We start from the raw sequence: 26,540 nt of genomic DNA on the forward strand, positions 1-26,540 counted from the left end.
GGACTCGCTGCTGCTGTAAGCACATGCGGTCTCACAGCTCCGTGCAGAGAATGTCGTTCTATCTGCTAAACGCTTGCATTACGGTTAGGGTCAGGGGCAAAAAGGTACGGTAAAAAATCGCCGCAAACGCAAGGGGTTGGAACGGGTGAGAATTTTGACGCGAGCGATCACCTATTGGGTGCGGCTGTCGGTTTGGGCGGTCGGATTTACGCTTGTTGGCCATGCGGCGATGGCACGCGAAGTCACCTTGGCTGTTGCAAGTAATTTTGTGCCCGCACTCGCTGTTCTCGCGCCCACAATCGAAGCAGAGACGGGGGTTAAACTGCGCGTGGTAAATGGCGCAACGGGGAAGCTCTATGCGCAAATTACTCAGGGCGCACCCTTTGATCTGTTCCTCGCTGCGGATGCGCTGCATGTGGAGAAATACTTAACAAACAAACCCGACACATTGCACGCGACATATGCAATTGGCCAACTTGCACGGCTGTCTCGACCAGATGCTCCCGAATTGGCGCAGGCCCGCATTGCTATCGCAGACCCCGCGGTTGCGCCTTATGGTGTCCTCGCCATGGAAGCACTTTCAGAAGCAGGTGTTGAAGCGGGTGAACTTGATCTTGTCTTTGGGCCGAATGTCTCTGCTGTTGCGGGGTTTCTGGCCACAGGGAATGTGGATATTGCCTTTGTTGCCGCGTCGCAGATCAGCGGAATTCAGGGATTTGACGCCGAAATACTTCCAGAGAAAACAATCGCGCAGGATATGCTTCTGATCAACGACACCCCAGATGCCCGCGCCGTGTTTGACGCACTGCAAAGTGCACGTGTGAGAAATGCATTGCCGCAACTCGGCTATCTCGTGCCTTCTCTTGATAAGGGCGTGGCCGAATGACTGGTGCCAGTGATATCGCACAGATCTCTGCGCTTTGGCCGTCGCTTTGGCCTTCGGTTTGGTTATCTTTGCAATTGGCGGCGATCACCACCGTGATCCTTTTGGCGCTCGGTATACCGCTGGCGTGGTGGCTGACGGTGACGAAGTCACGCCTGCGTCCCGTTGTCGAAACAATAACCGCCTTACCGCTTGTGGTTCCGCCAACCGTTCTTGGGTTTTACTTCCTCATCCTTTTGTCGCCCAATACGGCAATTGGCGGCTTTTTCCTGCGCCTTACTGGCGAGACACTGACCTTTTCATTTACCGGTTTGGTCCTAGCTTCGGTGATATACTCGCTTCCGTTTGCCGTACAACCGCTACACACGGCGTTTCAATCGGTTGGCACTGGATTGGTTGAGGCGGCGCAAACCATGGGCGCTGGTCGCGTCTCTTTGTTCTGGCGGCTCATTCTGCCGCTCTCACGTCGTGGTGTACTGACAGCTGCGGTTCTGACATTCGCGCACACCATCGGCGAGTTCGGTGTTGTCTTAATGGTTGGCGGTAATATTCCAGGCAAAACACGTGTCATCTCGATCGAGATCTTCAATCGTGTGGAGGTCTTGGATTATTCCGCCGCACATGTGCTCGCGGCTGGACTTCTGGTGTTTTCCTTTGCGGCTTTGCTGGCGATTTATGTCCTAAATGGGCGGGCGATGGCGAGGGTGCATGATTGATTTAGACCTCATCCTGCGGCATCCGAACTTTCAACTCTCGGCACAAGTGTCGCTGCCGGACCGTGGCATTACGGGCCTTGTGGGGCCGAGCGGGTCTGGCAAGACGAGCCTGTTGCGCAGTATCGCGGGCTTGAACACACCGGAACAAGGCACGATCAGATTTAACGGACAAACGTGGTTTGACGACACGGGCGTTAACCTTTCGCCACAGAGCCGACCCGTCGCGGTTGTCTTTCAGGATATGCGGTTGTTTCCGCATCTGACGATCGAAGGCAACCTAACGCAAGCCGCAATATGGGGTAAGGCTCCGCCGCTCACAACAGAGATCATTGATGCCTTGGAGCTTGCGCCGCTGTTGCATCGGTATCCGCAAGCGCTGTCCGGCGGTGAGGCGCGCCGCGTTGCCCTTGCTCGTGCATTGGCGCAATCTCCCAAATTATTACTTCTTGATGAACCTCTGGCCGGCCTTGATACAGGGCAAAAGGATCGCATCCTGCCTTATATCGCGCGTGCACTTCATGCGGCCAATCTACCCGCAATTTTCGTGAGCCACGACGCTGAAGAGGTCGCGCGACTTTGTCCAAAAACAGTCACTCTCGCGCCAGAAACGAGTGATACGCGGTCGTTCACGATCAGCCAACCAGCAGCAAGTGGGCTTCAAATACCCGCACGTGTGCAAGACACAGATGCGCATTCGGTGACGCTGGCCGTGGGCGATCAAAGGATTACGTCGACTCCGGTTTTACCCTTTGAGCAGGGCGCAGGCGTTACTATTCAGACGCTGCCGCAAACTCTGATGTTTGGCGGAGAGAGTTTTGCATCGCCTTTGGATTACGCCAGCCTAAAGGTTTCGGTTCGGGAGGCAGGGGTATTTGCCGATGAAACCATGATATTTGAAGCAGGATCGCAAGAGCACGAACAAATCGCTGAATTGGCCAAGCAGGCCGGAGCGAGGGATGGCGTCGGTTGGCTGTATTTTCGCGTGATTGCTGTATTCGCAGATGATTCTGGTTAACGCAGAGCTATTCCCGCGCCTTTTCTGAAACTTTTAGACAAAATTGTGACGTTCATTTCCGAACTAGAAACAGTCGCCACTCAAAACAATGCGTGAGCTTCTTTAAGACCAGATTTTCTCTGGGTCGGTGCGTGTTGCGCAATGTGAAACAATCACCCGCTTAAATAAGCGTAAGTGCCGAAACTTGCGGTCAAACAACCAGTTTCCGAAACAATGACACCGTTTTTTACGTTTCCCGCTATGAATACCGCTTGGTGGAAGCTCAGGTGCTCACGCCAACGTGCATTTGGCGACAAGGCGTTTGCTGCGAAATTGGAAACAGGCTGCTATAACGTCTCAACGGCAAGTCGTCGTTTGTAATACGTAAAATTGTCCAGTGTCGGGCACGATGAGTAACGAGTGTTAGGAGAGAGATGCGACCTGTTGGTTTCCGTCAATCTGAAGGCGTATGCGTTCCGTATCAATCACGGGACACTTCCGATGTTGGAACACAGATCGTGCGGCATCTAACGCTAATTCCGATGTGTTTTACCCCTGGTACCTTGATTGCCACACCGCGCGGCGAAAAGCGGATCGAGACACTGAGCGTTGGCGATAGGATCATCACACGCGACAACGGCCTTCAACAAATTCGTTGGATTGGCACAAACACCATTCCTTGGCAGCGGCTTGAAGCCGAACAACACCTTCGACCCATTCTGATCCGCGCAGGGGCACTTGGCGATGGGCTACCCGAACAGGATATGCTTGTGAGTCCGAACCACCGTGTTTTGGCGTTGGCGGCGCAGGCCGTTATCGAGTTTTCCGAGCCCGAGGTTTTTGTTGCTGCGAAGCATCTTGTGAATCACCGCGGCATCAAGCCTGTCGATACCCTTGGCACCACCTATATCAACATGATGTTTGACCGCCACGAAGCGGTTCTTAGCAACGGCGTGTGGAGCGAAAGTTTCCAGCTTACAGATATGAGTCTGTCAACTGTGGGAAATTCGCAGCGGATTGAACTTGTTGAAATTTTTCCTGAGTTGATACCCTTGGGAAAGGTTGACCCCATGCCAACAGCCCGTAAAACTATCGACAAACGCGCAGCGCGACTGCTCGCGCGCTGAAGCGTGCCCCGGATCTGCCAATCTGGGGCCTTTTAGCTCTCATGAATTGTTGGATGTAACTGCGTGTTGGCGCGGTTTTGCAGATCGCTATGCGTCTGGATTGGCCTTACGCCATGCGGCCCAATTTTCGGGCGTATCCAAGTCACGGATCGCACGCTCATCGCAAAGGGGCAGAAGTGCAACGCGGTTTGCCTGTGCCTTGAGAATAGATTTCGCGCCAGTGTCGCCTTCGAGTTTAGACAATACCTTAAAGCACCAATTCGGGAGCAAAACCGGATGACCGGGCCTGCCGTCTTCTGTTGCGGCGCGCAGGATGGGTTGGTCGGGGAATGCGGTGAAAGCATTCAGCATCAGCGCCATATCTTCGCCGGTGATGTCAGGCATGTCAGGCAAGGCGATGAGCAGAGATTGAATTGACTTTGGCAATTCAGCCTGCGCTACACGAAAGGACGCTGCCATTCCCGTTGCGGCGTCTGGGACGGGCAAGGTGACCACGTCTACCCCCTTGAGTGCAGCCATGCGCGGATGATCAAGTGCGGGGACCGTCACAATCACCAAAGCTCCCGTTGCCTGCGCGCGTTTGACCACGCGGCGCAAGATCGGTTCGCCGAACACAGGCTCGAGGAGCTTGTCGCGATCGCCCATGCGGCGCGAAGCACCGGCGGCGGGAATGAGAATGGCGCAGCTTGTCATGCCGCTAAAGTGGCGGCTAACGATCATCTAATCAACAAAAAAGGCCGGACGCGCGTGGCATCCGGCCTTTAAGTAAGTTTGTAAACTGCGGGTTAGTTCTCTGGAACAAGGCCGCGCGGGCTAAACCTCAGCACCAGCAAAAGCACCAGCCCCATGGTAAAGAGACGCATATGTGCCGCACTTCCGAGCAGGTGGCTCTTGAGCGCGCCATCTTCCATGCCCGACGTGATGAGTTGCATCAACCAATTGCCAAGTGGCTCGACCTGCACCCAGAGGAACCAAATCAGGAAACCGCCAATAACGGCGCCATAGTTGTTACCGGAACCGCCTACAATCACCATCACCCAGATCAGAAAGGTAAAGCGCAGCGGCTGATAGCTTCCTGGCGTAAGCTGGCCATCTAGCGTGGTCATCATCGCGCCTGCAATGCCACAAATCGCAGAGCCAAGAACAAAGATTTGTAGGTGACGTGCGGTGACATTTTTGCCCATTGCTTCGGCAGCAACTTCATTGTCGCGGATCGCGCGCATCATACGACCCCATGGCGATTTCAACGCCAATTGCGCCAGCACCAGAAGGATCACGAGCACAATGGTGAAGAGGAACGCATAGGAGAATTTGACGTAAAGCGTAGAGGCCGTTGTGACGTCGATCCCCAGATTTGCTGCGGTTTCGGCAAAGCCCGGATCGCGTTGCAGATCAACCTCGTAGGCCACAGGGCGCGGGAGGCCGATGACGTTTTTCACGCCACGTGCGAGCCAGTCTTCATTCTTGAGCATCGCGATGATGATCTCAGAAATCCCGAGTGTAGCAATCGCAAGGTAATCAGAGCGCAGCCCAAGAGCCGTTTTCCCAATCACCCACGCCGCAGCGGCGGCGAAGAGGCCGCCAACGGGCCAAGCGAGAATAATCGGTAGGTTAAGCCCGCCGATGTTGCCGAATTGCGCGGGGTTAATTGCTTCGATCTTGCCAACCGCCGGATCAAACAGGGCACGGTACAGAACGAAGCCAACCACAAGGATTGCAACAACCGTGATGTTGCGCGTGCGGGCTTTGGCTATTTTCTGAGCGGCAACGATAGCAACGACGATTGTTGCAACGCCCATCAACAGCCCTGAAATCAACTGAATACCGGCAACTTGCCAAGCCTCTTCAACGGGCGGCATGGAGACGAGCACGGTGGCCAAACCACCAAGAGCAACAAACCCCATGATCCCGACATTAAACAGGCCGGCAAAGCCCCACTGGAGGTTCACGCCAAGCGCCATAATCGCAGAGATGAGGCCCATGTTAACAATCACAAGCGCGAGGTTCCAACTCTGGAACATACCTGTGCCAATGATAAGCAGGGCAACAACAGCGGTTGAAAGCCAAAGGCGCAAAGTGTTTGAACTTGCAGGTGCGTGTGCAGTTGTCTGGCTCATACCGATTTCCCCTTAAACAGGCCCGTTGGTTTCACGAGGAGGACAATAATCAGGATCACAAAGCTCACGGCGAATTTGTAGTCCGTCGAGAGAAGCTGGACGAGGCTGTCCGGCTCAAGGCTTTCAGGCAAGAGATAGCCCAGAACCTTTTTGAACGCATAGGTCACCGAGACTTCGGAAAAGGCAATCACAAATCCGCCCGCAATCGCGCCAAGCGGATTGCCCAGACCGCCGACAATCGCCGAGGCAAAGATCGGAAGCAGCAGTTGGAAATACGTGAAAGGCTTAAAGGTTTTGTCGAGGCCATAGAGAACACCCGCGATTGTCGCGAGGCCCGCCACGATGATCCAAGTCACCATCACAACGCGTTCGGGATTGATACCCGACAAAAGCGCAAGATCTTCGTTGTCACTAAAGGCGCGCATGGATTTCCCCGTCCGCGTACGGTTGAGGAAATAGAACAGTGCGGCAACAACAATGATTGCGGTCACAACGGTAATGCCTTGGGTAAAGCGGATGGCGAGCCCTTCTTGAAGGCCCGTCATGGCTTTGAATTCACGGGTCGAGATAATGAACCGCTCACCATCGGCAAAGCGTTGGTCGCCTGTTCCGATAATGAAACGCACGATACCGTTCATCATGAACATCACACCAAGAGAGACGATCACAAAGATCACAGGTTCGGATTTCTTCTCGCGATAGAACTTATAGACCACACGGTCTGTTCCAAGCAGGAAGAGCGAGGTTATGGCGATCCCGAAGGGCAGGGCGAGCAGGGCGGTCGGCAGAATGCCGAAGTTGATCCCCATGCTCTGGAACCACCATGTAATCAGGATTGTAACCATGGTCCCGAAGGCCATTGTGTCGCCATGGGCGAAGTTGCTGAACCGCAGAATGCCGTAAATCAGCGTCACGCCAAGCGCACCGAGCGCAAGCTGGCTGCCGTAGACGGTTGCGGGGATGATAACGAAGTTTGCCAGAGCAACGATTGCGTTGAGAAAATCCATGCCTCAGCCCCCCAAGAAAGATTTGCGGACTTCAGGATCGGCCAAGAGCGCCTGTCCTGTATCGGTGAAACGGTTGCGGCCTTGCACGAGGACATAGCCTTTGTCGGCGATCTCAAGCGCCTGACGGGCGTTTTGCTCGACCATGAGGATCGAGATGCCGGTGCGGGCCACTTCGATGATGCGATCAAACAACTCGTCCATCACAATTGGCGAAACACCCGCAGTAGGTTCATCAAGCATTAGAAGCTTGGGTTGTGTCATCAAAGCACGCCCCACGGCGACTTGCTGACGCTGACCACCGGAAAGCTCGCCAGCGAACTGGTTTCGCTTCTCGCGCAGGATCGGGAACAACTCATAAACCTGTTCCATGGTTTGGCTGTAATCATCCTCGCGAATGAAGGCACCCATTTCGAGGTTCTCTTCGACGGTCATCGAGGTAAAGATGTTGTTCACCTGTGGCACGAAGCCCATTCCGATGCCTACACGTGCCTGCGGCGAAAGGTTTGTGATATCTTCGCCATCAAGAGTTACCTTGCCGGTGTGGATGTTGAGCATCCCGAACACGGCCTTCATCGCAGTGGATTTGCCAGCACCATTGGGGCCGACGATCACGGCGATTTCGCCCTTGTCCACAGTGAGGGTCAGATCGTGCAGAATATCCGCACCTGTACCATAGCCGCCCGTCAATCCGGCAGCGTTCAGATAGGGGTCGCTCATGCGGATGCTCCTACTGTTTTATTCTTCAAACCCGTGCCGAGATAAGCTTCGATCACGTGTTCATTGGCCTTGATCTCGGCGAGGGTACCTTCGGCAAGCACTTTGCCCTCGGCCATACAAATAACCGGATCACAGAGGCGGTCGATAAAGTCCATGTCGTGCTCGATCACGACGAAAGTATAGCCGCGCTCTTTGTTCAGGCGGATGATCGCGTCACCAATTGTGTTGAGCAATGTGCGGTTCACACCGGCGCCAACTTCGTCAAGGAACACGATCTTCGCGTCCACCATCATCGTGCGGCCAAGCTCAAGCAGCTTTTTCTGTCCGCCAGAGAGGTTGCCTGCTTTCTCGTCTTTGAGATGGTCGATCGTGAGGAACTCAAGCACCTCATCAGCACGTTTTAGAAGCGTGGCTTCTTCTTCGCGGATGCGGGCGCGATGGAACCAAGTGTTCCAGAGCGTTTCGCCCGTTTGACCGCCGGGAACCATCATCAGGTTCTCGCGTACAGTCATTGACGAAAACTCATGCGCAATCTGGAACGTGCGCAGAAGACCTTTATCGAAAAGCTCGTGCGGGGGGAGGCCTGTGATGTCCTCGCCCTTCATAGTCACGCGTCCAGATGTGGGCGGCAAGACACCAGCGATAACATTGAACAGGGTGGTTTTCCCCGCGCCGTTCGGACCAATCAATCCTGTGATTGACCCCTCAGCGATTGAAAGACTCGCTCCATCGACCGCATGAAAGCCACCAAAGTGCTTATGCAGATCTTCGACCACGATCATATGACATTCCCCTCAAGTCTTCGCCGAATGCTCTCCCAACTCCTCCCCCGAGTGTTCATCGGGTATTGGTGACGTCCTGCGGCGATCTTACTCGTTCTTTGATTTCTGCGCCTCTAATCATCGTTTCCCTTATTGGCAAGCTCTGAATGGCTCTTTGTGCGGGTTTCAGCTGAAACCTGACCCAACGGAAAGGAAGCGGACGAAAGATTGTGCCAATCGGCACGCGGCGTCTGTATACAGAAAAGCAGCCCGACGGTGATCGGGCTGCTCTCAGTCACGTTAGGCGGATTAGCGGTATTTCACCGTTTCAAATACGCCACCTTTGATTTCGATTTCGCGGTAGTTACCAGCGCTCTCACCGGGCTCGATGAGCTCAACTGCGGAACCGCCCACATAATCGATCTCGCCACCTTCTGCGAGGATCTCAAGCGCTTTTTCCAGCTCACCCGGGAAGATTTGCTCGCCCGGTGCGTTGGCCACTTTCATCACGTGGTCTTTGTAGACGCTGGAATCTGTGGAGCCAGCCGACTGCATCGCCAGAAGCATCAGAGCCGCAGCATCGTAGCTTTCTGGTGCGTATGGTGCGTCACCCGTGTAACCGGCTGCTGCGCCAAGCTCAGCAAGCATGCCTGTACCTGGGCTGTCTGTGCCTGGAACCTGACCGAACGATCCTTCGATTTCGTCGCCGAATTTGTCAGAGATCGAGTCACCAACCATCGCATCCGGCAGAACGAACAGATCAAACGCACCTGTATCTAGGGCAGCACGGATGATGCCTGGGCCACCTTGGTCAAGGTATCCAACAACAACGAGCGCTTCACCACCAGCAGAGGCCATCGCGCCAACTTCGGCGGAGTAGTCTGCTTTGCCGTCTTCGTGAGCAACCGAAACAGTGACTGTTCCGCCAGCTTCGGTGAAGGCAGATGCAAATGCATCGGCAAGACCTTTACCATAGTCGTTGTTTGTATAGGTCACGGCGACTTCTTTGAGGCCGCGTTCCATGATCACTTCTGTCATGATCTGACCCTGACGGGCGTCAGACGGGGAAGCACGGAAAAACAGGCCGTCGTCTTCCATTGTTGTGAGGCCCGGAGAAGTCGCGGAAGGCGAGATCATCACGATGCCGTTTGGAAGGGCTACACTTTGGAACACAGCGCCAGTTGCACCGGAGCAGAGCGCGCCGATGATGCCAACAACTTTGTCGGATGTAACTTGACGTTCGCCAGCTGCAACAGCAGCGGCAGCGTCAACGCAAGTGGAGTCGCCAACAACGGTGGAAACTGTTGTGCCATCAAGGAATTTACCGCTGTCGCTAACTTCGGACACGGCGAGCTTGATGCCTTCGCTCATGTCAGGTGCAAGCGATTCCGCAGGTCCGGTGAAGCCGAGCAGTACGCCGAGTTTGATTTCCTCCGCAGACGCAGCGCTGGCAAAAAGTGCGGTTGCCGCGGTTGCCATCAGTAATTTTTTCATCTTGTTCTCCCAAGTTGTATCAGAGCTTTTCCCTCTGATTGATGCGGTGAGGTTATTCTTGGATTTTCCGATTGGAAAGGGGGGATTTCCCAATTTTCGACCCAAAACAGAAGATTATTACCCTTGCTTCGTTGATTTCTTGCGGTTAATGCGCCGAAGCCCTCAAGTTACGCAGGGGCAATTAAAGCCATGCTCCATTCCCCTCATAATCTTCTAAATTCATGAATGCTGACTCGGCTCCTTCTCGGCACGCGGCGTGGCCTTGGTTCCGCGTTCGCGATAGGGCGTCGTGTCATATTGCGCTCGGTAGCATTTCGAGAAGTGACTGGGGGAGGTGAACCCGCTCGCAAGAGCAACGTTGATCACGCTCATGTCCGTCTGGATCAGCAAGTTGCGCGCCTTCTGGAGGCGGATCTCCATATAATAGCGTTTCGGCGAACGATTTAGATACCGGCGGAACAAGCGTTCAAGCTGCCGCGTACTCATCCCAACCTGCTCGGCCAGAACAGACGGGCTGATCGGGTCTTCAAGGTTGTTCTCCATAGTCTGGATTACAGTCGCAAGCTTCGGATGACGCACCCCAATGCGCGTCGGCGTTGATAGGCGTTGGCGGTCCTGATCTGTGCGGATCGATGTATAGATCAGTTGGTCCGCAACTGAATTGGCGAGGTCTTCGCCTTGATCTTCGGCAATGAGCTTGAGCATCAGATCAATTGAACTGGTTCCACCCGCTGTTGTTGCGAACTTTCCATCAATCACAAAAACCGACCGCGCCATATGCACGTCGGGGAAATCCTCAAGGAAACCGTCCTGATTTTCCCAATGGATGGTGGCGCGACGCCCGTTAAGCAACCCTGCCTTGGCCAAAACATGCGCCGACGTGCACAGGCCAACAATAGACAGCCCACGACGACTTTCGCGGCGTATCCAAGAGAGCAGTTTCGGCGTGGTGGCCTCGGCGATGTTTAAACCGCCGCACAAAATAACGGTATCGTCCCGCTGCAGTTCGGCCAATGGCCCATCTACATTATACTCGACCCCCGCCGAACACGTCACCGGCGCGCCATCTTCACTCAGCAGTGTCCAGCTATAAATATCGTGTTGGGCGTTTCTGTTGGCGATCCTTAGAGCTTCGACCGCGCTGGCAAAACCGAGCATGGTGAAATTACTCAACAGAACAAAGACAAACCGCTTGCGCACATTGAGGTGGGGAACAGGCGCTTCTTGGGGGCGACTCGGATCCATTTTGTCTCCCAAATTCAGATCATTTGCAACGGAACCAATTTTGGCGGGGCCTTGCAAGACAAATTGATGCGAGAAAAACAGAATTTGGCAGAATCCAGAGGAAAATGCGCATTTCATCTGTTGGCAATTCTGATTCCTGTCGCCATAAATGCACCTCATTCTAATTTTGGAGCAAAGACGATGACGAATTGGCAAAAATCTGGTTGGCGTGCAAAACCGCGGATCCAGATGCCCGAGTATACGGATCAGGCCGCGCTGGAGGCCGTGGAGGCTCAGCTGGCGAAATATCCGCCGCTCGTCTTTGCGGGCGAAGTGCGCAATCTCAAAACCAAGCTCGCAGCAGCGAGCCGTGGCGAGGCGTTTCTTCTTCAAGGTGGGGATTGCGCCGAGAGCTTCGAGCAATTCTCTGCTGACGGTATCCGCGACACATTCAAAGTGATGTTGCAGATGGCAATGGTTCTCACATACGGCGCCAAGGTGCCTGTGGTGAAGGTTGGCCGTATGGCTGGCCAATTCGCCAAACCACGTTCGGCTCCAACCGAGACAGTGGATGGTGTAGAACTGCCAAGCTTCCGCGGTGACATCATCAACGAGCTTGCCTTCACACCCGAAGCGCGTATCCCTGATCCGAAGAAGATGCTTCAGGCATACACGCAGGCCGCCGCGACCCTCAACCTTGTGCGGGCCTTCTCGCAGGGTGGTTATGCGGATGTTCATCAGGTTCACGCTTGGACACTCGGTTTCACAGAGGCCGACAATGCTGCGAAATACCGTGACATGGCCAAGCGCATCACCGATACGCTCGATTTCATGAAGGCCGCAGGCGTCACGCAGGACACTGCGCACACGCTGCAATCGGTAGACTTCTACACCTCGCACGAAGGTCTTCTGCTGGAATACGAAGAGGCACTGTGCCGCATCGATTCCACTTCCGGTCTGCCTGTTGCAGGTTCCGGCCACATGATCTGGATTGGTGACCGTACCCGCCAGCCAGACGGCGCACATGTTGAATTCTGTCGTGGTGTTCAGAACCCAATCGGTCTGAAATGTGGTCCTACAACCACCGCCGAAGACCTTAAGATTCTGATGAACAAGTTGAACCCGGAAAACGAAGAGGGTCGCCTGACTCTGATCGCGCGTTTCGGGGCCGGCTCGGTCGGTGATCACCTGCCGCGTCTCATCAAGACAGTTCAGGAAGAGGGCGCAAACGTTCTTTGGTCCTGTGACCCGATGCATGGCAATACGATCAAATCTTCGACTGGTTACAAAACTCGTCCGTTTGATAGCGTGCTGCGTGAGGTTCACGAGTTCTTTGATATCCACAACGCAGAGGGCACAGTTCCTGGCGGCGTGCATTTCGAGATGACCGGCCAAGACGTAACCGAATGCACCGGTGGTGTGCGTGCCGTGACCGAAGAAGACCTCTCGGATCGCTACCACACAGCCTGCGACCCGCGCCTCAATGCAAGCCAATCGCTTGAGTTGGCGTTCCTCGTGGCCGAAGAGCTTCAAAAGCGCGGCGCCAAAGTTGCCGAAGCCGCCAACGGCTAAGCCCAACGATCTTCACAAATAAATGGCCCCCGTAAAACGATGTTTGCGGGGGTTTTTTCTTGCGCTGTTGAGCGATGCTAATCGTTGAACGTGAGCAGCCGCAAAAATGGTTTGCGCCGACGTTTATTAGACGTGCCGGAGACAGATGATGTGTGGCTGCGCTCAAACGGAACTGACGGTTCGGAAAAGGCAACTGGGCGCTCTGGTTCTGGTTTGGGTTCAAAAACATCTCGCCCCGCACGATAACCCGCATCCGATTGCGCCGTTGATAGAGAGCCATCAATGACATGTGTCTCAACCGCGTCTATTTCAAACCGTCGCGGTGTGCGGCCAATTTTGCCGCGGGTCACCAACACCCCCATCGCGCGGCTCACATCACCAAGATCAGACTTCAACGGCAAGAGAACAATCCGCGCAGTGAGTGGTGGCCGACCAATGCCACGCTCCGCCGAAGCCGTTAGCTCGACGATGCGCGGCCCTTCAAACACATCTTCCAACGCGCAGGCCATTTCGGCGCGGGCAGACGGCGTGAAAAAAGACGTGAAGGGCATGCCACGGACTTCCATGCCCAAAAGATCAGTCAGATGTGAACCCGCAACTCGTATCCGCGCAACTCGCGGCGCGATCCGTTCAAGAATAAATGCGTATTCCAATGCATTCTGAATGCCGCGCGGATCCACATCACTTCGACGCGGAACGGTTTGCCCCTGTCTCAGCCCCTCCCAATAGGCGCGCACTTCGGTGATCACGGGGTCTGTCATGCGCCTGCGCAGATCGGTAAAGCGAACAACATTTTCCGCAGGATTGCGATGATCGCGGCCATCCGAATTTTCATTTGAACCAAAAGACATAAGATCGTCCTTTTACTTAACACTCGTACCAAAACTCCCCAGTATTTGCACCGCGACTGTCCTGACATTCACGACGGAACAGAAATTGGCCTCTGGGGATTGTTGTTCCGCACCATGGGCTCTGTTAACCTTCCGGCAGAACAACAAAACAAACCAAAATACTGGCATGAGTATAGGCCGGTCAGGATCGTTTGGGGGAGATTTCAGGCAATATGGTTAATTCGATGACAGGCTTTGCAACCCTTACGGGTGAGCATGGGCAGCACGAGTGGGTTTGGGACATGCGCGGCGTCAATGCGAGGGGGCTGGATGTGCGCCTCCGTGTGCCGGATTGGATTACTGGGTTAGAGCAAGAAATTAAGACCAAAACCAACAAATCCTTTGCCCGCGGAAGCCTCCAGATCAGCTTGAAAATCGGACGTCGCGAAGAGGAAGGACAACTCGCCCTTGACGGTGCTGCACTTGATGGCGTTCTTGCCGCGTTAAACGAGATAGAGAGCCGCGCGGCAGCACATTCGTTAACCTTAACACCGACATCAGCGGCCGAGATTCTTGGCATCCGAGGTGTTCAGAAAACCTCGCAAGAACCGGATGATATCACGGCCCTTAAAGCCGCTTTGTTAACCAATTTTGACGGTGTCCTAGAGCAGTTTGCACAGATGCGCGCAAAAGAGGGCGCATCACTTGAGGCGGTTCTTTCCGCTCAGATTGACGAGATCGAAACCCTTACGGATGCCGCCGCAAAAGCCGCCGAGGCCCGCAAACCGCATGTCGCCGAGACGCTCAAAACAAATCTAGCGCGCGTGATGGACAATACCGATGGCGCCTCTGCGGATCGCGTGGCGCAGGAACTCGCCTTGCTGGCGGTGAAAGCCGATGTCACCGAAGAGATTGACCGACTGCACGCGCATATTTCAGCCGCCCGCGACCTTCTGGCCCAGTCCAAGCCGATTGGCCGCAAGATGGATTTCCTGACACAGGAATTTAACCGCGAGGCCAATACACTGTGCTCCAAGTCGCAGTTTTCAGAATTGACGCGGATCGGGCTTGACCTGAAGGCTGTGATCGATCAGATGCGCGAGCAAGTGCAAAACGTGGAGTAGTCATGGCCGAACTGTCCAAACAATCCCGCCGTGGGATCCTGATCATCTTGTCCTCACCCTCAGGCGCAGGAAAATCAACCTTGGCAAAGCGGTTGATGGCATGGGACCCAAGCATCCAGTTTTCAGTCTCCGCAACAACCCGCAAACCGCGAGAAGGTGAAGAGCACGGTCGCGAATACTATTTCCATACACGTGAAGAATTTCAGGAAATGGTCGAGAACGACGAGATGCTCGAACACGCCGAAGTTTTTGGGAATTTCTATGGCTCGCCCAAGAAAAAGGTCGTCGAAGCGCTCGATGCTGGCCATGATGTGCTGTTCGATATTGATTGGCAGGGCGGGCAACAAATCCGCAATTCCATGCAAGGTGATGATGTAGTTTCGGTCTTCGTATTGCCACCATCAATTGCAGAGCTGGAGCGCAGGCTTCGTGGCCGCAATCAAGACAGTGACGAAATTATCGAAGGGCGCATGTCTCGGAGCCGTGACGAGATCAGCCATTGGGCCGAATATGATTTTGTGCTCGTAAACGAAGATGTTGATCAGGCCGAGGCAGAGGTAAAAGCCATTGTGATGGCAGAACGCCTTCGCCGTAGCCGCCAAACCGGATTGAACGATTTAGTTCGTGGACTCAACGCAGAATTCGAGGCAATGAAATGACTCTCTATGCTTTAGGAACTCGCCGTCCGGTTGTGTACAAAAATGGATGGGTAGCACCCGATGCCAACGTGATCGGCGACATAGTAATTGCAGAGGATGCCTCCGTCTGGTTCGGTTCAACTCTGCGCGGTGACAACGAGCAAATTGCCATTGGTGCCGGAAGCAACGTTCAGGAAAACTGCGTGCTGCACACAGATATGGGGTTTCCACTTACCGTTGGAGCCGGATGCACCATCGGGCACAAAGTTATGCTGCATGGCTGCGAAATCGGGGAAAACACACTCGTCGGCATGGGCGCAATAGTTTTAAACGGCGCAAAGATCGGCAAAAATTGTCTGATCGGGGCAGGGGCGTTAATCACCGAAGGCAAGGTCATTCCAGACGGATCGCTGGTCATGGGCATGCCAGGGAAAGTGGTTCGTGATCTGGATGAGGCCGCGATAGAGGCCAACCGAAAAAGTGCACTTGGTTATCAAGCCAATATGCGTCGCTTTCGCGAAGGCTTGAATAAGATAGACGAATAAATATTTGAATTATATATATTAATTCATACGCCTATCTGCGCTATCATCAACGATAAACAGATCAAAATCGATCTTAGGACACAAAGATTTAACCTCTTTGAGTATCAATTTCGGGTTCGGAAGGTCTGGGCTTAGCGCACGAAATCTTCCTTTATAGCCGAAGATATCAAGCTGGATTGCAAGGTCCATCGCATCGAAACCTTGGCCGAGGAGCGGTGCCAAAACGATGTCAGGATTAATATCATCTAGAAGATCTTTGCTTAGGTCTTCATAGCTCGTGTAGTGGAGCCCTTTGTCGTCCGGAAGGCTCCGACCCGCTGATAACCATGCTGCGGCATCTCCAACAATCAGAGTTAAAGGTTCGCGGCTCGGGTTCACACCGATTTTTTCTTGTTTACTCACAACCAGAACTGTCCATGGTCTTCGCTTTATTATCCAAAACACGCGCAATTCTAAGCGACTGAAACTGCGGTATTTATCACTTACAATTAAACTATAGGGCGAAGAGCGTCGGTGGTAAATCGCTTTGTAACAACGGCGTGATTTACAATCTGTTTCGAATTCAGCATGTTTCGAGCGATTTTAGGCACAGGATTCTCTACATGACCGACCGCCACTTTGATAATCTTATTTCCGCATTTCCACTCGCATCAATGCTGATCGATCCATCGGAAACCATCATTTCCATGAATGACGCTGCATGCGAAATTTTCGGCAAAGCGGGCGAGGGGCGGCATTATATTACCGTTTTACGTCAACCAGTTCTGCTGGATTCAGTCGCCAAATGCATGACGGACGGAGTCACGCGAAAGCCGGTCTTCGAGAAAATGCGCTCAACTCATACCACCCGCTATGAAGCCACCTGTACACAAGTTGACGTAAGGGAAGGTAAAGGCATTCTGATAAGTTTCCAAGACATCAGTGTGTTTGAGGAAGCAGGGCAGATGCGTCGCGACTTTGTTGCAAATGTGTCGCATGAGTTGCGTACGCCGCTTACTGCAGTACTCGGTTTTATTGAAACACTGCGCGGTCCAGCCAAGGACGATTCGGAAGCGCGGGACCGTTTTCTAAGTATAATGGAGCATGAAGCCACCCGTATGAACCGGTTGGTCGAGGATTTGTTGTCGCTCTCTCGCGTTGAAAGCGAAGAGCGGATGCGCCCGAACGACAAACAAAATATCGTCGGGTTACTCAACACATGCCTGCGGACACTGCGTCCAACAATTGAAACAAGCAAAGTCAGTGTTCATTTCACACCGCCAGTTGACGATCTGCGTGTGCCTGGCGATTGGGATCAATTGCAGCAAGTGTTTTTGAACCTGATCGAAAACGCCATCAAATACGGCAGCAGTGGTGGCGATATCTGGATTGACATGACACAGATCGAGAAAGACATGCCATTGCGTGGCCCTGCGGTCCGCATTGATGTGCGAGACGCGGGCGAGGGGATAGATCCGCTGCATATTCCGCGTCTGACAGAAAGATTTTACAGAATTGACGGTCATCGTTCCCGCGAATTGGGCGGTACTGGACTGGGCCTCGCAATTGTAAAACACATCATAAATCGCCATCGCGGACGCCTAAAAATCACCTCTGAACTGGGTAAAGGCTCTTGTTTCTCGGTTTATTTGCCGGTTTGACGCCTTTTTTCCAACAAAATCCAGCATTGTCATAAACCTGTTACATGACTGTCACAAAAGCATAGCCGACGAAGCCTAGACCTCGCGTCGAGGGTCCGCTCTTGGATCCATTAATGACATTAGGAGTTCATATGTCTTTTGCTAAACTGAGTGTTTCCGCACTTGCCATGACAGTTGCTGCAACTGCTGCTTCTGCCCGCGATCAAGTACAGGTTGCAGGTTCTTCCACCGTTCTTCCGTACGCTGCTATCGTAGCTGAAGCTTTTGGCGAGAACTTTGACTTCCCGACACCGGTTGTTGAATCCGGCGGTTCTTCTGCTGGTCTTAAGAAATTCTGCGAAGGTCTTGGCGAAGGCACAATCGACGTTGCCAACGCATCCCGCAAAATCAAAGACAGCGAAATCAAAGCCTGTGCTGAAAATGGTGTAACAGACATCATCGAAGTTCAGATCGGTTATGACGGCATCGTATTTGCCTCTGACATCAACGGCGAGAGCTTCGAATTCACTCCAGAAGACTGGTTCCTCGCGCTATCGGACAAAGTTGCTGTTGACGGTGCGCTCGTTGACAACCCGAACAAGACTTGGGCCGACGTTAACGCCAACTTCCCAGCACAGCCACTCGCAGCATTCGTTCCTGGCACAAAGCACGGAACCCGTGAAGTATTCGAAGACAAAGTGATCCTCGCTGGTTGTGAAGCCACTGGCGCTTTTGATCTCTTCAAGGCTGCAAATGGCGACGACAAAAAAGCCGCTGAGAAAGCCTGTATCGCACTGCGCACAGACGGCGTTTCGGTAGACATCGATGGCGACTACACAGAGACACTCGCTCGCATCGAAAGCAACAAAGACGGTATCGGCGTGTTTGGTCTGGCGTTCTACGAGAACAACACAGACAAGCTGCAAGTCGCGACAATGTCTGGCGTAACACCATCCACAGAGAGCATTGCCTCCGGCGAATACCCTGTATCGCGCCCATTGTTCTTCTACGTGAAAAAAGCGCACATCGGCGTAATCCCTGGTCTTCAGGAATATGCTGAGTTCTTCGTATCCGAAGAGATCGCTGGCCCTGATGGCCCACTTGCCGAGTACGGCCTTGTGGCTGACCCAGAGCTTGAAGCAACTCAAGAGCTTGTTGCCTCGCAAAACACATTGGGCATGTAATCCCACTTCAAACACTGATGTCGCGCCTCGGATGGGCGCGGCATCATCTCTTTATCTCAAAGGTTCCCAATGTCCGTTCTCTGGATTTTCATCGCGGTTCTCGGCTTGTCACTGGTCGGTTTTTTTGCTGGTCGCACGCGGGCCATCGCTTCAGGAGGCGGAGACATAAGGGTTCTGCATTCCTTGCCGAAACACTATGGCGCGTTTGTTTCAACAGCGGCTTTGCTGCCGGCGGTGATCGTTCTGGCTCTATGGTCTGTTCTAAGCCCCGCGATGATCAATTCCTCGGTTGCGAGCCTCTTGCCGACTTCCGAGACAAGCGCCGACCTCGCGCTCAACGACGTTAAGCGCATCGCCAATGGGCTTGATCAGGCGGTGGCTCAAGGTCGGATATCCAAAGACGCATCCTATAATTTCGAAGGCACCCCAGAGGAAATTGCCAAGCAACTCGGCGCAGTTGGCATCGCGCTCGGCTCCGCACCAGACACCGCCACAATGGACGCTGCCGAGAGCTATCGTGCCAAGGCTGAAAAAAGCCGCTTCTGGCGTGGTGTCGCTGTTCTTGCTGCAAGCGTCTTTGCGTTGCTTCTCGCGCTCCGCGTAACAGACAAGGAATTTCGCGCCCGCAATACGGTTGAACGCGTCGTTAAAGGGCTGCTGATCCTATCGGCTTCGATTGCTGTGTTTACAACGATCGGCATTGTCGCCTCCATGCTTTTCGAAAGCCGCAATTTCTTTGCCCAATACCCAGCACTTCAATTCTTCTTTGGCACCAATTGGGCGCCAAACTTCCGCGGAGGCAGCGACCTTGGCATTCTGCCGCTTCTGTGGGGTACGCTTTACATCAGCTTCATCGCGTTGATTTTCGCTGTGCCGATTGGTCTCTTTGCCGCGATCTATATGTCTGAGTATGCCGGTCCAAAGCTGCGCGCTGTGGCCAAGCCGATGATCGAAGTGCTCGCTGGTATCCCGACCATCGTTTATGGCCTGTTCGCACTGGTAACAGTCGGCCCACTCCTACGTGACTATTTTGCGCAGCCGCTCGGGTTTGGCGAAAGCGCCAGCTCGGTTATGACAGCGGGGATTGTGATGGGCATCATGCTCATTCCTTTCGTAAGTTCGCTCTCGGATGACATTCTCAACGCCGTTCCCCAAACCATGCGCGACGCGTCGCTTGGCCTTGGGGCCACTCAATCCGAAACCATCAAACAGGTTGTTTTGCCTGCTGCTCTGCCTGGTATCGTTGGCGCCGTGCTCCTTGCGGCAAGCCGTGCCATCGGCGAAACCATGATCGTGGTCATGGGGGCAGGGGCCGCCGCCAAACTCTCGCTCAATCCGTTTGAAGCCATGACAACCGTCACCGTGAAAATTGTGAGCCAACTTACCGGCGACACTGATTTCGCCAGCCCCGAAACGCTCGTCGCTTTTGCGCTCGGCCTCACGCTCTTTGCCTTTACCCTATGCCTCAATGTGCTCGCGCTTTACATCGTGCGCAAATACCGGGAGCAATACGAATGACCGCCCCATCGACTGCCGCGTCAACCTCAATCATGGTTGCCGACGCGCGCACACTCAAACGCAACGCCGCAGAGAAACGTTTCCGCGCCTATGGGCTCGCCGCGATTTTTGCGGGGCTTCTGGCTCTGGTCCTGCTGGTTGGCTCGATCTTAAATAACGGTGCCTCTGCTTTCAAACAAACGTTCATCCAGATCGACGTCACGTTGCCCGAAAGCAAGCTAGATAAATCTGGCGTTCGCGATCCGGAGGTCATGAAAAAGGCCACCACAGTAACTTACGCGCCGCTCTTGCGTGACGGGTTGATGGCAAAGCTCGACGAACTCGGTGTGACCGATATCGAGAAAAAGGAGGTCGGCAATATGATCTCCAAAGAAGCCGCCGCACAGTTGCGCAATCATGTTTTGGCCAACCCGAACCTTATCGGCCAGACAATCCCCTTCGAGGTATTGGCGAACGGTCGGATTGACGGCTTCTTCAAAGGCCGCGTAGATTTTGCGAGTGCCGAACTTGATAAAAACGTCTCTCCTGCTCAGCTGAATGCCGCTCTGGCGCTCGAAGACGCTGGCTCGTTGGAAACACGCTTTAACCTCGGATTCCTAACCGCGCCTGACGCCTCCGACCAACGCCCAGAGGCCGCAGGCCTTGGTGTGGCGATCCTCGGAAGCCTTTACATGATGGGTGTTGTTCTTTTGCTGGCACTGCCGATTGGCGTTACAGCGAGTATTTATCTTGAGGAATTCGCACCAACCAACCGCTGGACCGACCTGATCGAGGTTAATATCAGCAACCTTGCCGCGGTACCTTCGATTGTGTTCGGTATTCTTGGTCTTGCGATCTTCATCAATTTCGCGGGCTTACCGCAATCCGCGCCCATCGTTGGGGGGCTTGTGCTGACGCTCATGACTCTGCCGACGATTATCATCGCCACGCGCGCCAGTCTCAAATCCGTACCGCCCAGCATCCGCGATGCGGCCCTCGGCGTTGGCGCAAGCAAAATGCAGGCCGTGTTCCACCATGTCCTGCCACTCGCCGCGCCGGGCATTCTGACCGGAACCATCATTGGCCTTGCTCAAGCCCTTGGCGAAACCGCGCCGCTTTTGCTGATCGGGATGGTTGCATTTGTACGCGAGTATCCTGCTGGGCCGCCCGAGGGGCTGTTTGATCCGGCAACCGCACTTCCTGTTCAGATTTATAACTGGACCCAACGGGCCGATCCGGCCTTCGTCGAACGGGCTTCGGGAGCGATTATCATTCTCCTGCTGTTCCTCATTGTAATGAATGCGATCGCCGTCATGCTGCGTCGCCGCTTTGAACGCCGCTGGTAAGAGGTTAGACATGAAAGATATTCAATTGGAGAACCGCGCCGTGACGGACGAAAAAACCAAAATCGCCGCAAACAATGTCAACGTTTACTACGGAGACACGCGCGCGATCAAAGACGTAAACATAGACATCAAATCGCGCACAGTTACCGCGTTCATCGGCCCATCGGGTTGTGGGAAATCAACATTCCTTCGGTGCCTGAACCGCATGAATGACACGATCGATAGCTGTCGCGTTGAGGGGCGTATCCTGCTTGATAACGAGGATATTTACGACACGAAAGTAGACCCTGTTCAACTTCGGGCCAAGGTCGGGATGGTGTTTCAAAAACCAAACCCGTTCCCGAAATCGATTTATGACAATGTGGCCTATGGCCCGCGCATCCATGGCCTTGCGTCCAAGAAAGCTGATCTTGACGGGATTGTCGAAGACAGCCTTCGCAAAGCCGCACTTTGGGACGAAGTGAAAGACCGTCTACAAGCCCCCGGCACTGGCCTTTCGGGCGGTCAGCAGCAGCGCCTTTGTATTGCCCGCGCAATCGCGACTAGCCCCGAGGTTTTGTTGATGGACGAGCCATGCTCCGCACTTGACCCAATCGCCACCGCGCAAGTCGAGGAGTTGATCGACGGGCTGCGGACCAATTTCTCGGTTGTGATCGTGACGCACTCCATGCAACAGGCCGCGCGCGTCAGCCAGCAAACCGCATTTTTCCACCTCGGTAATCTTGTCGAGCTCGGAGATACAGACCACGTATTCACCAATCCGACCGACCCCCGCACCGAGAGCTATATCACTGGCCGGATCGGCTAGGAGGACCCAATGAACGACCCACATATTCTATCCGCATTCGACCGTGATCTTGAAGGAATTCAAGCACTAATCATGAAGATGGGCGGCCTTGTCGAGGTTGCGATTTCTGATGCAACCAAGGCACTCGAAACCCGCGACGTGGAGCTTGCCGAGCAAGTCCGCAAGAATGACGCCGCAATTGACGCGCTCGAAGAGCAAGTCAATATCGAAGCCGCCCGCGTTATTGCAATCCGCGCGCCCGCAGCGAGCGATTTGCGTACCATCCTGACCGTGATGAAACTCGCCGGAAACCTTGAGCGGGTAGGGGATTATGCCAAGAACCTTGGCAAACGGACCTCGGCACTTGTGCAGATGCCCGTAATCGAAGGCGCCCCAGGCGCATTGCGCAGAATGGGACGGCAAGTCGAAAACATGCTGCACGACGCGCTTGATGCCTTTGTTCAAGGGGACGTGGAACTTGCAATCGATGTCAGAGATCGCGACGAAGAAGTCGACCAGATGTACAATGCGTTGTTCCGCGAATTCCTGACCTTCATGATGGAAGACCCGCGCAACATTTCTGCATGTATGCACCTACACTTCATCGCGAAAAACATCGAACGTATGGGAGACCATGCAACTTCGATTGCAGAGCAGGTGATTTATAATGTCACTGGCGAAATCCCTGACGAAGAGCGCCCGAAGGGTGACAACACCAGCTATACATTTGAAACAATGGAATAAAAACCATGGCAAATCCTAAGCCCACAGTTTTACTTGTAGAAGATGAGCCTGCGCAGCGCGAAGTTCTGGCTTATAACCTCGAAGCCGAAGGGTATCATGTGTTGCGCGCGGCCGACGGCGAAGAAGCGCTTTTGATGGTTCGCGAAGAGCTGCCAGATCTGGTCCTGCTCGACTGGATGCTGCCCAATGTCTCCGGCATCGAGATTTGCCGCCGCTTGAAGTCTCGTGGTGAAACACGTGGGATTCCGGTGATTATGCTTTCTGCACGCAGCGAAGAGGTTGATCGGGTCCGTGGCTTGGAAACTGGCGCAGACGATTATGTGGTGAAACCATATTCCGTTGCGGAATTGATGGCGCGCGTTCGGACACAGCTAAAGCGTTCACGACCGTCCACCGTTGGCCAAACACTGGAGTTTGACGACATCACACTTGATAGCGAAAGCCATAAAGTGTTCCGAGGAGAAGAGCCCGTCAAGCTCGGCCCAACGGAGTTTCGTCTTTTGGCAACATTTATGGAAAAACCCGGTCGTGTGTACAGCCGCGATCAGCTTTTGGATCGGGTGTGGGGGCGTGATATTTACGTCGATACACGAACGGTCGATGTCCATGTTGGCCGCCTGCGAAAAGCTCTTTCAAAATCAGGCGGCGAAGATCTGATCAGAACAGTACGCGGGGCAGGCTACGCCCTCGGTTAAGTTATTGTAATTATATATTTCTTAAGAGTTTAACACATCCTGAATTGCCGCAGGTATTTCCATCAGCGGCAATTCATGCGCCACTCCGCCAAGCTGTTTGGCAACCTTGGGCATGCCATAAACCACACAGCTTTCTTCGCTTTGTCCGTAAGTAACAGCGCCGGTTTGGCGGAGTTCACACAGACCTTGCGCACCGTCATCACCCATACCTGTTAGCAGCACACCACAACTCGAAGCGCCGTACTGTTGTGCGACCGATCGAAACAATACATCTGCAGAAGGTCGATGCCTCGCAACGAGCGGACCATCGAGCAGTTGTAGACGGTTCACATTTTCGGATCGTTTGACTGCAAGATGCTTGCCTCCGGGCGCAATGAACGCGGTTCCGGACGTCAAAGCCATCCCATGCTGTGCCTCGACGACTTCAACCTTACAGTATTTGTTCAGTCGATTGGCAAAGGCACCAGTAAATGCTTCGGGCATATGCTGCACAACGACAATTGGTGGCGTGTTTTCAGGCATGGTCTCAAGGAATTTTCGCAGCGCCTCAGGACCACCAGTTGATGCGCCAATTGCAATGATTTTCGGATGTTTTGCAGTTTGTGAAGAAATTAACGGGCGAGGGGGCAAGACGGCATCAGCCGTTAATTTATTACCAGGACTCGGCGCTGCATACTCAACATCTCTTGGCCTACGGCGGCGTTCCTGACGTTTACCGGCCACTGGAATTCGCGCCATGGCCGCGCCTCTGACCGTATCGCAAATCTGTGTTTGCGCTTCCAAAAAGAACTCTTTGGCGCCCATTTTGGGTTTTTCGATTGCATCCAACGCTCCAGCTTCAAGCGCCTGTATGAGGATGTCGGAACCACGTCCAACAAGAGAGGAACACATGACAACAGGAAGAGGGTGGTGTTTCATCAAAACGCGCAGAAACGATAAACCATCAATCTCTGGCATTTCCACATCAAGTGTTATCACGTCCGGATTAAGCCTGCGGACAAGATCGCGCGCTTCTCGAGCATCTTTGGCGGCGCCAACCACTTCAAGCATCGGATCAGCCGACAGAAGCTTACTCAGCACCATGCGTACAACCACGCTGTCATCAACGATCAACACGCGATAACGGTCACTCTGATAGGGTTTATTCATAAACTGCGTTTTCTGTTTTGTTCAGCCATGAGGAATTAAACGAGTGGTAACAATTGCTCGAAGCTTTACGCAAAACTCTTAACGCTTTGTCTATTTTTTACTGGCGAGGTCGCGATTCAAGTTAATTGCGCAGTTTAAATGGCTACAATTAAAAACAAATCTGTCATGAGTACGTATCTGGAGATACGTTTCAGTTATCGAATAGGCTTCCCAGCATATACACACAATAATCGCATAATCAGTATTATGGTAATAATATGCATGCGAAATCCAAGAATATCTGCGATACCACACTTATTCGCATTTATGCGCAACATATAGAATTCATTCGACAATCACGATCCATACAGTCTAACGTCGGGCAAAAAGTTGGACACCATGCACTCTATTCTCATACTCAACGGCCCGAACCTGAACTTGCTCGGCACACGTCAACCCGAAGTCTACGGCTCCGAAACGCTCGCGGACATCGAAGCGCGTTGCCGTGACAAAGCTGCTGATCTCGGCATTGAACTTGCATTTGCGCAATCCAATCATGAAGGCACTTTGGTTGATCTTATCCATGAATCGCGTGGAACGCATGCTGGTATCATCCTAAACGCTGGCGCCTATACGCATACGTCGGTTGCACTGCGTGACGCGATCTCTTCGGTCGAGCTTCCGGTGATCGAGTTGCATCTCTCAAATATCCACGCGCGAGAAAGTTTCCGTCATGTCTCGCATATTGCGCCAGTTGCGCTTGGCCAGATTTGCGGCTTTGGGTCTGCGGGCTATCTTTTGAGTATGGATGCGATGCTGAGCCATCTTACTCAAAAACCACCAAGCTGAAGCCATGATCAGCCATATCGAAGCCCTCGTTAACACGCATTGCACCGATGACATCTGGAAGCTGCATACGGCTAAGATGGCCGAGTATGGCTTTGATCGGGTGATCTACGGGTTTACACGGTTTTGGACCGAAGAGTTTGTCGGCGCTCCAGAAGACATTATGTTTCTGAGCAACCTTCCCGACTCGTTCACCCTGCCCTTTATGTATGAAGGCTATTACTTACGTGCTCCCATGGCAAAATGGGCAAATTCCAACGTTGGTGCGTGTAGCTGGGGTGCGGTTCGGCACGACCCAGAGAAGCTAACTCCTGAAGAAATCGAAGTCATTGAATTCTGCAACAATGCGGCTGTCACAGCCGGCTATACGATCGCATTTCGATGCCAACTCACCCGTGAGCGCGCGGCGCAATCTCTGATCGCGGTCGAAGGCCTAACACAGGATGAAGTCGACGAGATCTGGGAGCGCCATGGTCGCGAGATCAGCCTGTTTAGCAATATCTTCCATTTCCGCGTCATAAGCATGCCGCACAGCTATGGCCGCGCACGATTAACCAAGCGTCAAAGAGAGGTATTGGAATGGGTTGGCGAAGGTAAAACGGCACAAGACATTGCAACGATCGTCGGCCTCACCCCAGCGACAGTTGAGAAGCATTTGCGCCTTGCCAGACAGGCGTTAGACGTCGAAACGACAACACAAGCCGTTCTGAAAGCATCTCTTCAGAATCAAATATACGTGAACAAGTCCTAATTCGGCCCGTATCTGCAAAAGGTAAGGTTTTCCCTACTTTCGTCTCGATCGAATTCGCGCAATTAATGGGATGTTCCGTGAGTGACGGCTATTACAGCCAGGAGCATTAGGGTCGGCCACCCTGCAATTACAGGGATGGTCGGCTTCTTTAAGCAACCTTACGCCGCTCTACGAGCCCACCTTCCTCGAGGTGG

Annotated in this window: 27 protein-coding genes; 17 read left to right on the top strand and 10 right to left on the bottom strand. The window is 53.5% G+C overall.

Going from position 1 to position 26,540, the window contains the following annotated elements; all coding sequences use genetic code 11:
* The first annotated feature begins 145 nt into the window (after positions 1 to 145).
* The 4 genes from modA to N9C89_RS07225 all read left to right on the top strand — a co-directional run bounded on the left by modA (position 146) and on the right by N9C89_RS07225 (position 3,720).
* On the top strand, positions 146 to 886 hold the full coding sequence (gene modA / locus N9C89_RS07210) for a molybdate ABC transporter substrate-binding protein (RefSeq protein ID WP_263953153.1): 741 nt from the start codon (positions 146 to 148) through the stop codon (positions 884 to 886).
* A complete protein-coding gene (gene modB / locus N9C89_RS07215; RefSeq protein ID WP_263953154.1) occupies positions 883 to 1,599 on the top strand; it encodes a molybdate ABC transporter permease subunit in 717 nt (238 codons plus the stop codon). Before modA ends, modB begins: the two co-directional genes overlap by 4 nt.
* Positions 1,592 to 2,614, top strand: a complete 1,023-nt coding sequence (locus tag N9C89_RS07220) for an ATP-binding cassette domain-containing protein (RefSeq protein WP_263953155.1) — start codon at positions 1,592 to 1,594, stop codon at positions 2,612 to 2,614. The genes modB and N9C89_RS07220 overlap by 8 nt, the downstream gene beginning before the upstream one ends.
* Positions 2,615 to 3,027: 413 nt before the next feature.
* Positions 3,028 to 3,720 (top strand): Hint domain-containing protein, encoded by a 693-nt coding sequence (locus N9C89_RS07225; RefSeq protein WP_263953156.1) that lies wholly within the window; start codon positions 3,028 to 3,030, stop codon positions 3,718 to 3,720.
* Between the two features lie 87 nt (positions 3,721 to 3,807).
* Here N9C89_RS07225 and N9C89_RS07230 read toward each other — a convergent pair whose 3' ends face one another.
* From N9C89_RS07230 to N9C89_RS07260, 7 genes are all read right to left on the bottom strand, one after another.
* Entirely contained in the window at positions 3,808 to 4,440 is a 633-nt protein-coding gene (locus N9C89_RS07230) for an NTP transferase domain-containing protein (protein ID WP_263953157.1), read from the bottom strand.
* A 65-nt stretch (positions 4,441 to 4,505) separates the two neighbouring features.
* Positions 4,506 to 5,837: a branched-chain amino acid ABC transporter permease gene (locus tag N9C89_RS07235; RefSeq protein WP_394358475.1), complete on the bottom strand. Its 1,332-nt coding sequence runs from the start codon at positions 5,835 to 5,837 to the stop codon at positions 4,506 to 4,508.
* On the bottom strand, positions 5,834 to 6,844 hold the full coding sequence (locus tag N9C89_RS07240; protein ID WP_263953158.1) for a branched-chain amino acid ABC transporter permease: 1,011 nt from the start codon (positions 6,842 to 6,844) through the stop codon (positions 5,834 to 5,836). The genes N9C89_RS07235 and N9C89_RS07240 overlap by 4 nt, the downstream gene beginning before the upstream one ends.
* Before the next feature lie 3 nt (positions 6,845 to 6,847).
* Positions 6,848 to 7,561, bottom strand: a complete 714-nt coding sequence (locus tag N9C89_RS07245) for an ABC transporter ATP-binding protein (protein WP_263953159.1) — start codon at positions 7,559 to 7,561, stop codon at positions 6,848 to 6,850.
* On the bottom strand, positions 7,558 to 8,343 hold the full coding sequence (locus tag N9C89_RS07250; protein WP_263953160.1) for an ABC transporter ATP-binding protein: 786 nt from the start codon (positions 8,341 to 8,343) through the stop codon (positions 7,558 to 7,560). Before N9C89_RS07250 ends, N9C89_RS07245 begins: the two co-directional genes overlap by 4 nt.
* 288 nt (positions 8,344 to 8,631) lie before the next feature.
* The gene (locus N9C89_RS07255; RefSeq protein ID WP_263953161.1) at positions 8,632 to 9,816 is read right to left on the bottom strand and encodes an ABC transporter substrate-binding protein; all 1,185 of its coding nucleotides are present in this window, start codon (positions 9,814 to 9,816) and stop codon (positions 8,632 to 8,634) included.
* 219 nt (positions 9,817 to 10,035) lie between these two features.
* Positions 10,036 to 11,061, bottom strand: coding sequence for a GlxA family transcriptional regulator (locus tag N9C89_RS07260; protein WP_263953162.1), 1,026 nt, complete (start codon positions 11,059 to 11,061; stop codon positions 10,036 to 10,038).
* A 180-nt stretch (positions 11,062 to 11,241) separates the two neighbouring features.
* On the opposite strand from N9C89_RS07260, the gene N9C89_RS07265 reads away from it, so the two are divergent.
* Entirely contained in the window at positions 11,242 to 12,612 is a 1,371-nt protein-coding gene (locus N9C89_RS07265; RefSeq protein WP_263953163.1) for a class II 3-deoxy-7-phosphoheptulonate synthase, read from the top strand.
* Positions 12,613 to 12,689: 77 nt separating this feature from the next.
* Here N9C89_RS07265 and N9C89_RS07270 read toward each other — a convergent pair whose 3' ends face one another.
* Positions 12,690 to 13,463, bottom strand: coding sequence for a PAS domain-containing protein (locus N9C89_RS07270; protein ID WP_263953164.1), 774 nt, complete (start codon positions 13,461 to 13,463; stop codon positions 12,690 to 12,692).
* A gap of 212 nt (positions 13,464 to 13,675) precedes the next feature.
* Between N9C89_RS07270 and N9C89_RS07275 the strand changes: the two genes are divergently transcribed.
* The 3 genes from N9C89_RS07275 to N9C89_RS07285 are packed head-to-tail and all read left to right on the top strand — an operon-like array spanning position 13,676 to position 15,749.
* Positions 13,676 to 14,566: a YicC/YloC family endoribonuclease gene (locus N9C89_RS07275; RefSeq protein WP_263953165.1), complete on the top strand. Its 891-nt coding sequence runs from the start codon at positions 13,676 to 13,678 to the stop codon at positions 14,564 to 14,566.
* A 2-nt stretch (positions 14,567 to 14,568) separates the two neighbouring features.
* A complete protein-coding gene (gene gmk, locus N9C89_RS07280) occupies positions 14,569 to 15,225 on the top strand; it encodes a guanylate kinase (RefSeq protein ID WP_263953166.1) in 657 nt (218 codons plus the stop codon).
* Positions 15,222 to 15,749 (top strand): gamma carbonic anhydrase family protein, encoded by a 528-nt coding sequence (locus tag N9C89_RS07285; protein WP_263953167.1) that lies wholly within the window; start codon positions 15,222 to 15,224, stop codon positions 15,747 to 15,749. The genes gmk and N9C89_RS07285 overlap by 4 nt, the downstream gene beginning before the upstream one ends.
* Positions 15,750 to 15,767: 18 nt before the next feature.
* Here the strand turns inward: N9C89_RS07285 and N9C89_RS07290 are convergent, their stop codons facing one another.
* On the bottom strand, positions 15,768 to 16,151 hold the full coding sequence (locus N9C89_RS07290; RefSeq protein WP_263953168.1) for a hypothetical protein: 384 nt from the start codon (positions 16,149 to 16,151) through the stop codon (positions 15,768 to 15,770).
* Between the two features lie 200 nt (positions 16,152 to 16,351).
* Between N9C89_RS07290 and N9C89_RS07295 the strand changes: the two genes are divergently transcribed.
* The 7 genes from N9C89_RS07295 to phoB all read left to right on the top strand — a co-directional run bounded on the left by N9C89_RS07295 (position 16,352) and on the right by phoB (position 23,621).
* Positions 16,352 to 17,389 (top strand): ATP-binding protein, encoded by a 1,038-nt coding sequence (locus tag N9C89_RS07295; protein ID WP_263953169.1) that lies wholly within the window; start codon positions 16,352 to 16,354, stop codon positions 17,387 to 17,389.
* Positions 17,390 to 17,520: 131 nt separating this feature from the next.
* Entirely contained in the window at positions 17,521 to 18,552 is a 1,032-nt protein-coding gene (locus N9C89_RS07300; protein ID WP_263953170.1) for a substrate-binding domain-containing protein, read from the top strand.
* A 69-nt stretch (positions 18,553 to 18,621) separates the two neighbouring features.
* On the top strand, positions 18,622 to 20,070 hold the full coding sequence (gene pstC / locus N9C89_RS07305) for a phosphate ABC transporter permease subunit PstC (protein ID WP_263953171.1): 1,449 nt from the start codon (positions 18,622 to 18,624) through the stop codon (positions 20,068 to 20,070).
* Positions 20,067 to 21,395, top strand: coding sequence for a phosphate ABC transporter permease PstA (pstA, locus tag N9C89_RS07310; protein ID WP_263953172.1), 1,329 nt, complete (start codon positions 20,067 to 20,069; stop codon positions 21,393 to 21,395). The genes pstC and pstA overlap by 4 nt, the downstream gene beginning before the upstream one ends.
* 10 nt (positions 21,396 to 21,405) lie before the next feature.
* Positions 21,406 to 22,203, top strand: coding sequence for a phosphate ABC transporter ATP-binding protein PstB (gene pstB / locus N9C89_RS07315; protein WP_263953173.1), 798 nt, complete (start codon positions 21,406 to 21,408; stop codon positions 22,201 to 22,203).
* Between the two features lie 9 nt (positions 22,204 to 22,212).
* Positions 22,213 to 22,926 carry a phosphate signaling complex protein PhoU gene (gene phoU, locus N9C89_RS07320; RefSeq protein WP_263953174.1) on the top strand — a complete coding sequence of 238 codons (714 nt, stop codon included), beginning with the start codon at positions 22,213 to 22,215 and terminating at the stop codon, positions 22,924 to 22,926.
* Between the two features lie 5 nt (positions 22,927 to 22,931).
* Positions 22,932 to 23,621: a phosphate regulon transcriptional regulator PhoB gene (gene phoB, locus N9C89_RS07325; RefSeq protein ID WP_263953175.1), complete on the top strand. Its 690-nt coding sequence runs from the start codon at positions 22,932 to 22,934 to the stop codon at positions 23,619 to 23,621.
* Between the two features lie 21 nt (positions 23,622 to 23,642).
* Here the strand turns inward: phoB and N9C89_RS07330 are convergent, their stop codons facing one another.
* Positions 23,643 to 24,770 carry a protein-glutamate methylesterase/protein-glutamine glutaminase gene (locus N9C89_RS07330; RefSeq protein WP_263953176.1) on the bottom strand — a complete coding sequence of 376 codons (1,128 nt, stop codon included), beginning with the start codon at positions 24,768 to 24,770 and terminating at the stop codon, positions 23,643 to 23,645.
* Positions 24,771 to 25,148: 378 nt separating this feature from the next.
* Here N9C89_RS07330 and aroQ point away from each other — a divergent pair, with 378 nt between their 5' ends.
* Positions 25,149 to 25,598: a type II 3-dehydroquinate dehydratase gene (gene aroQ, locus N9C89_RS07335; protein ID WP_263953177.1), complete on the top strand. Its 450-nt coding sequence runs from the start codon at positions 25,149 to 25,151 to the stop codon at positions 25,596 to 25,598.
* Positions 25,599 to 25,602: 4 nt separating this feature from the next.
* Complete coding sequence (locus tag N9C89_RS07340) at positions 25,603 to 26,346, top strand: helix-turn-helix transcriptional regulator (RefSeq protein ID WP_263953178.1); 744 nt, start codon at positions 25,603 to 25,605, stop codon at positions 26,344 to 26,346.
* The last annotated feature ends 194 nt before the right edge of the window (positions 26,347 to 26,540 follow it).

This window comes from Halocynthiibacter sp. SDUM655004 (assembly GCF_026015885.1).
Taxonomy (GTDB): Bacteria; Pseudomonadota; Alphaproteobacteria; order Rhodobacterales; family Rhodobacteraceae; genus Falsihalocynthiibacter; species Falsihalocynthiibacter halioticoli.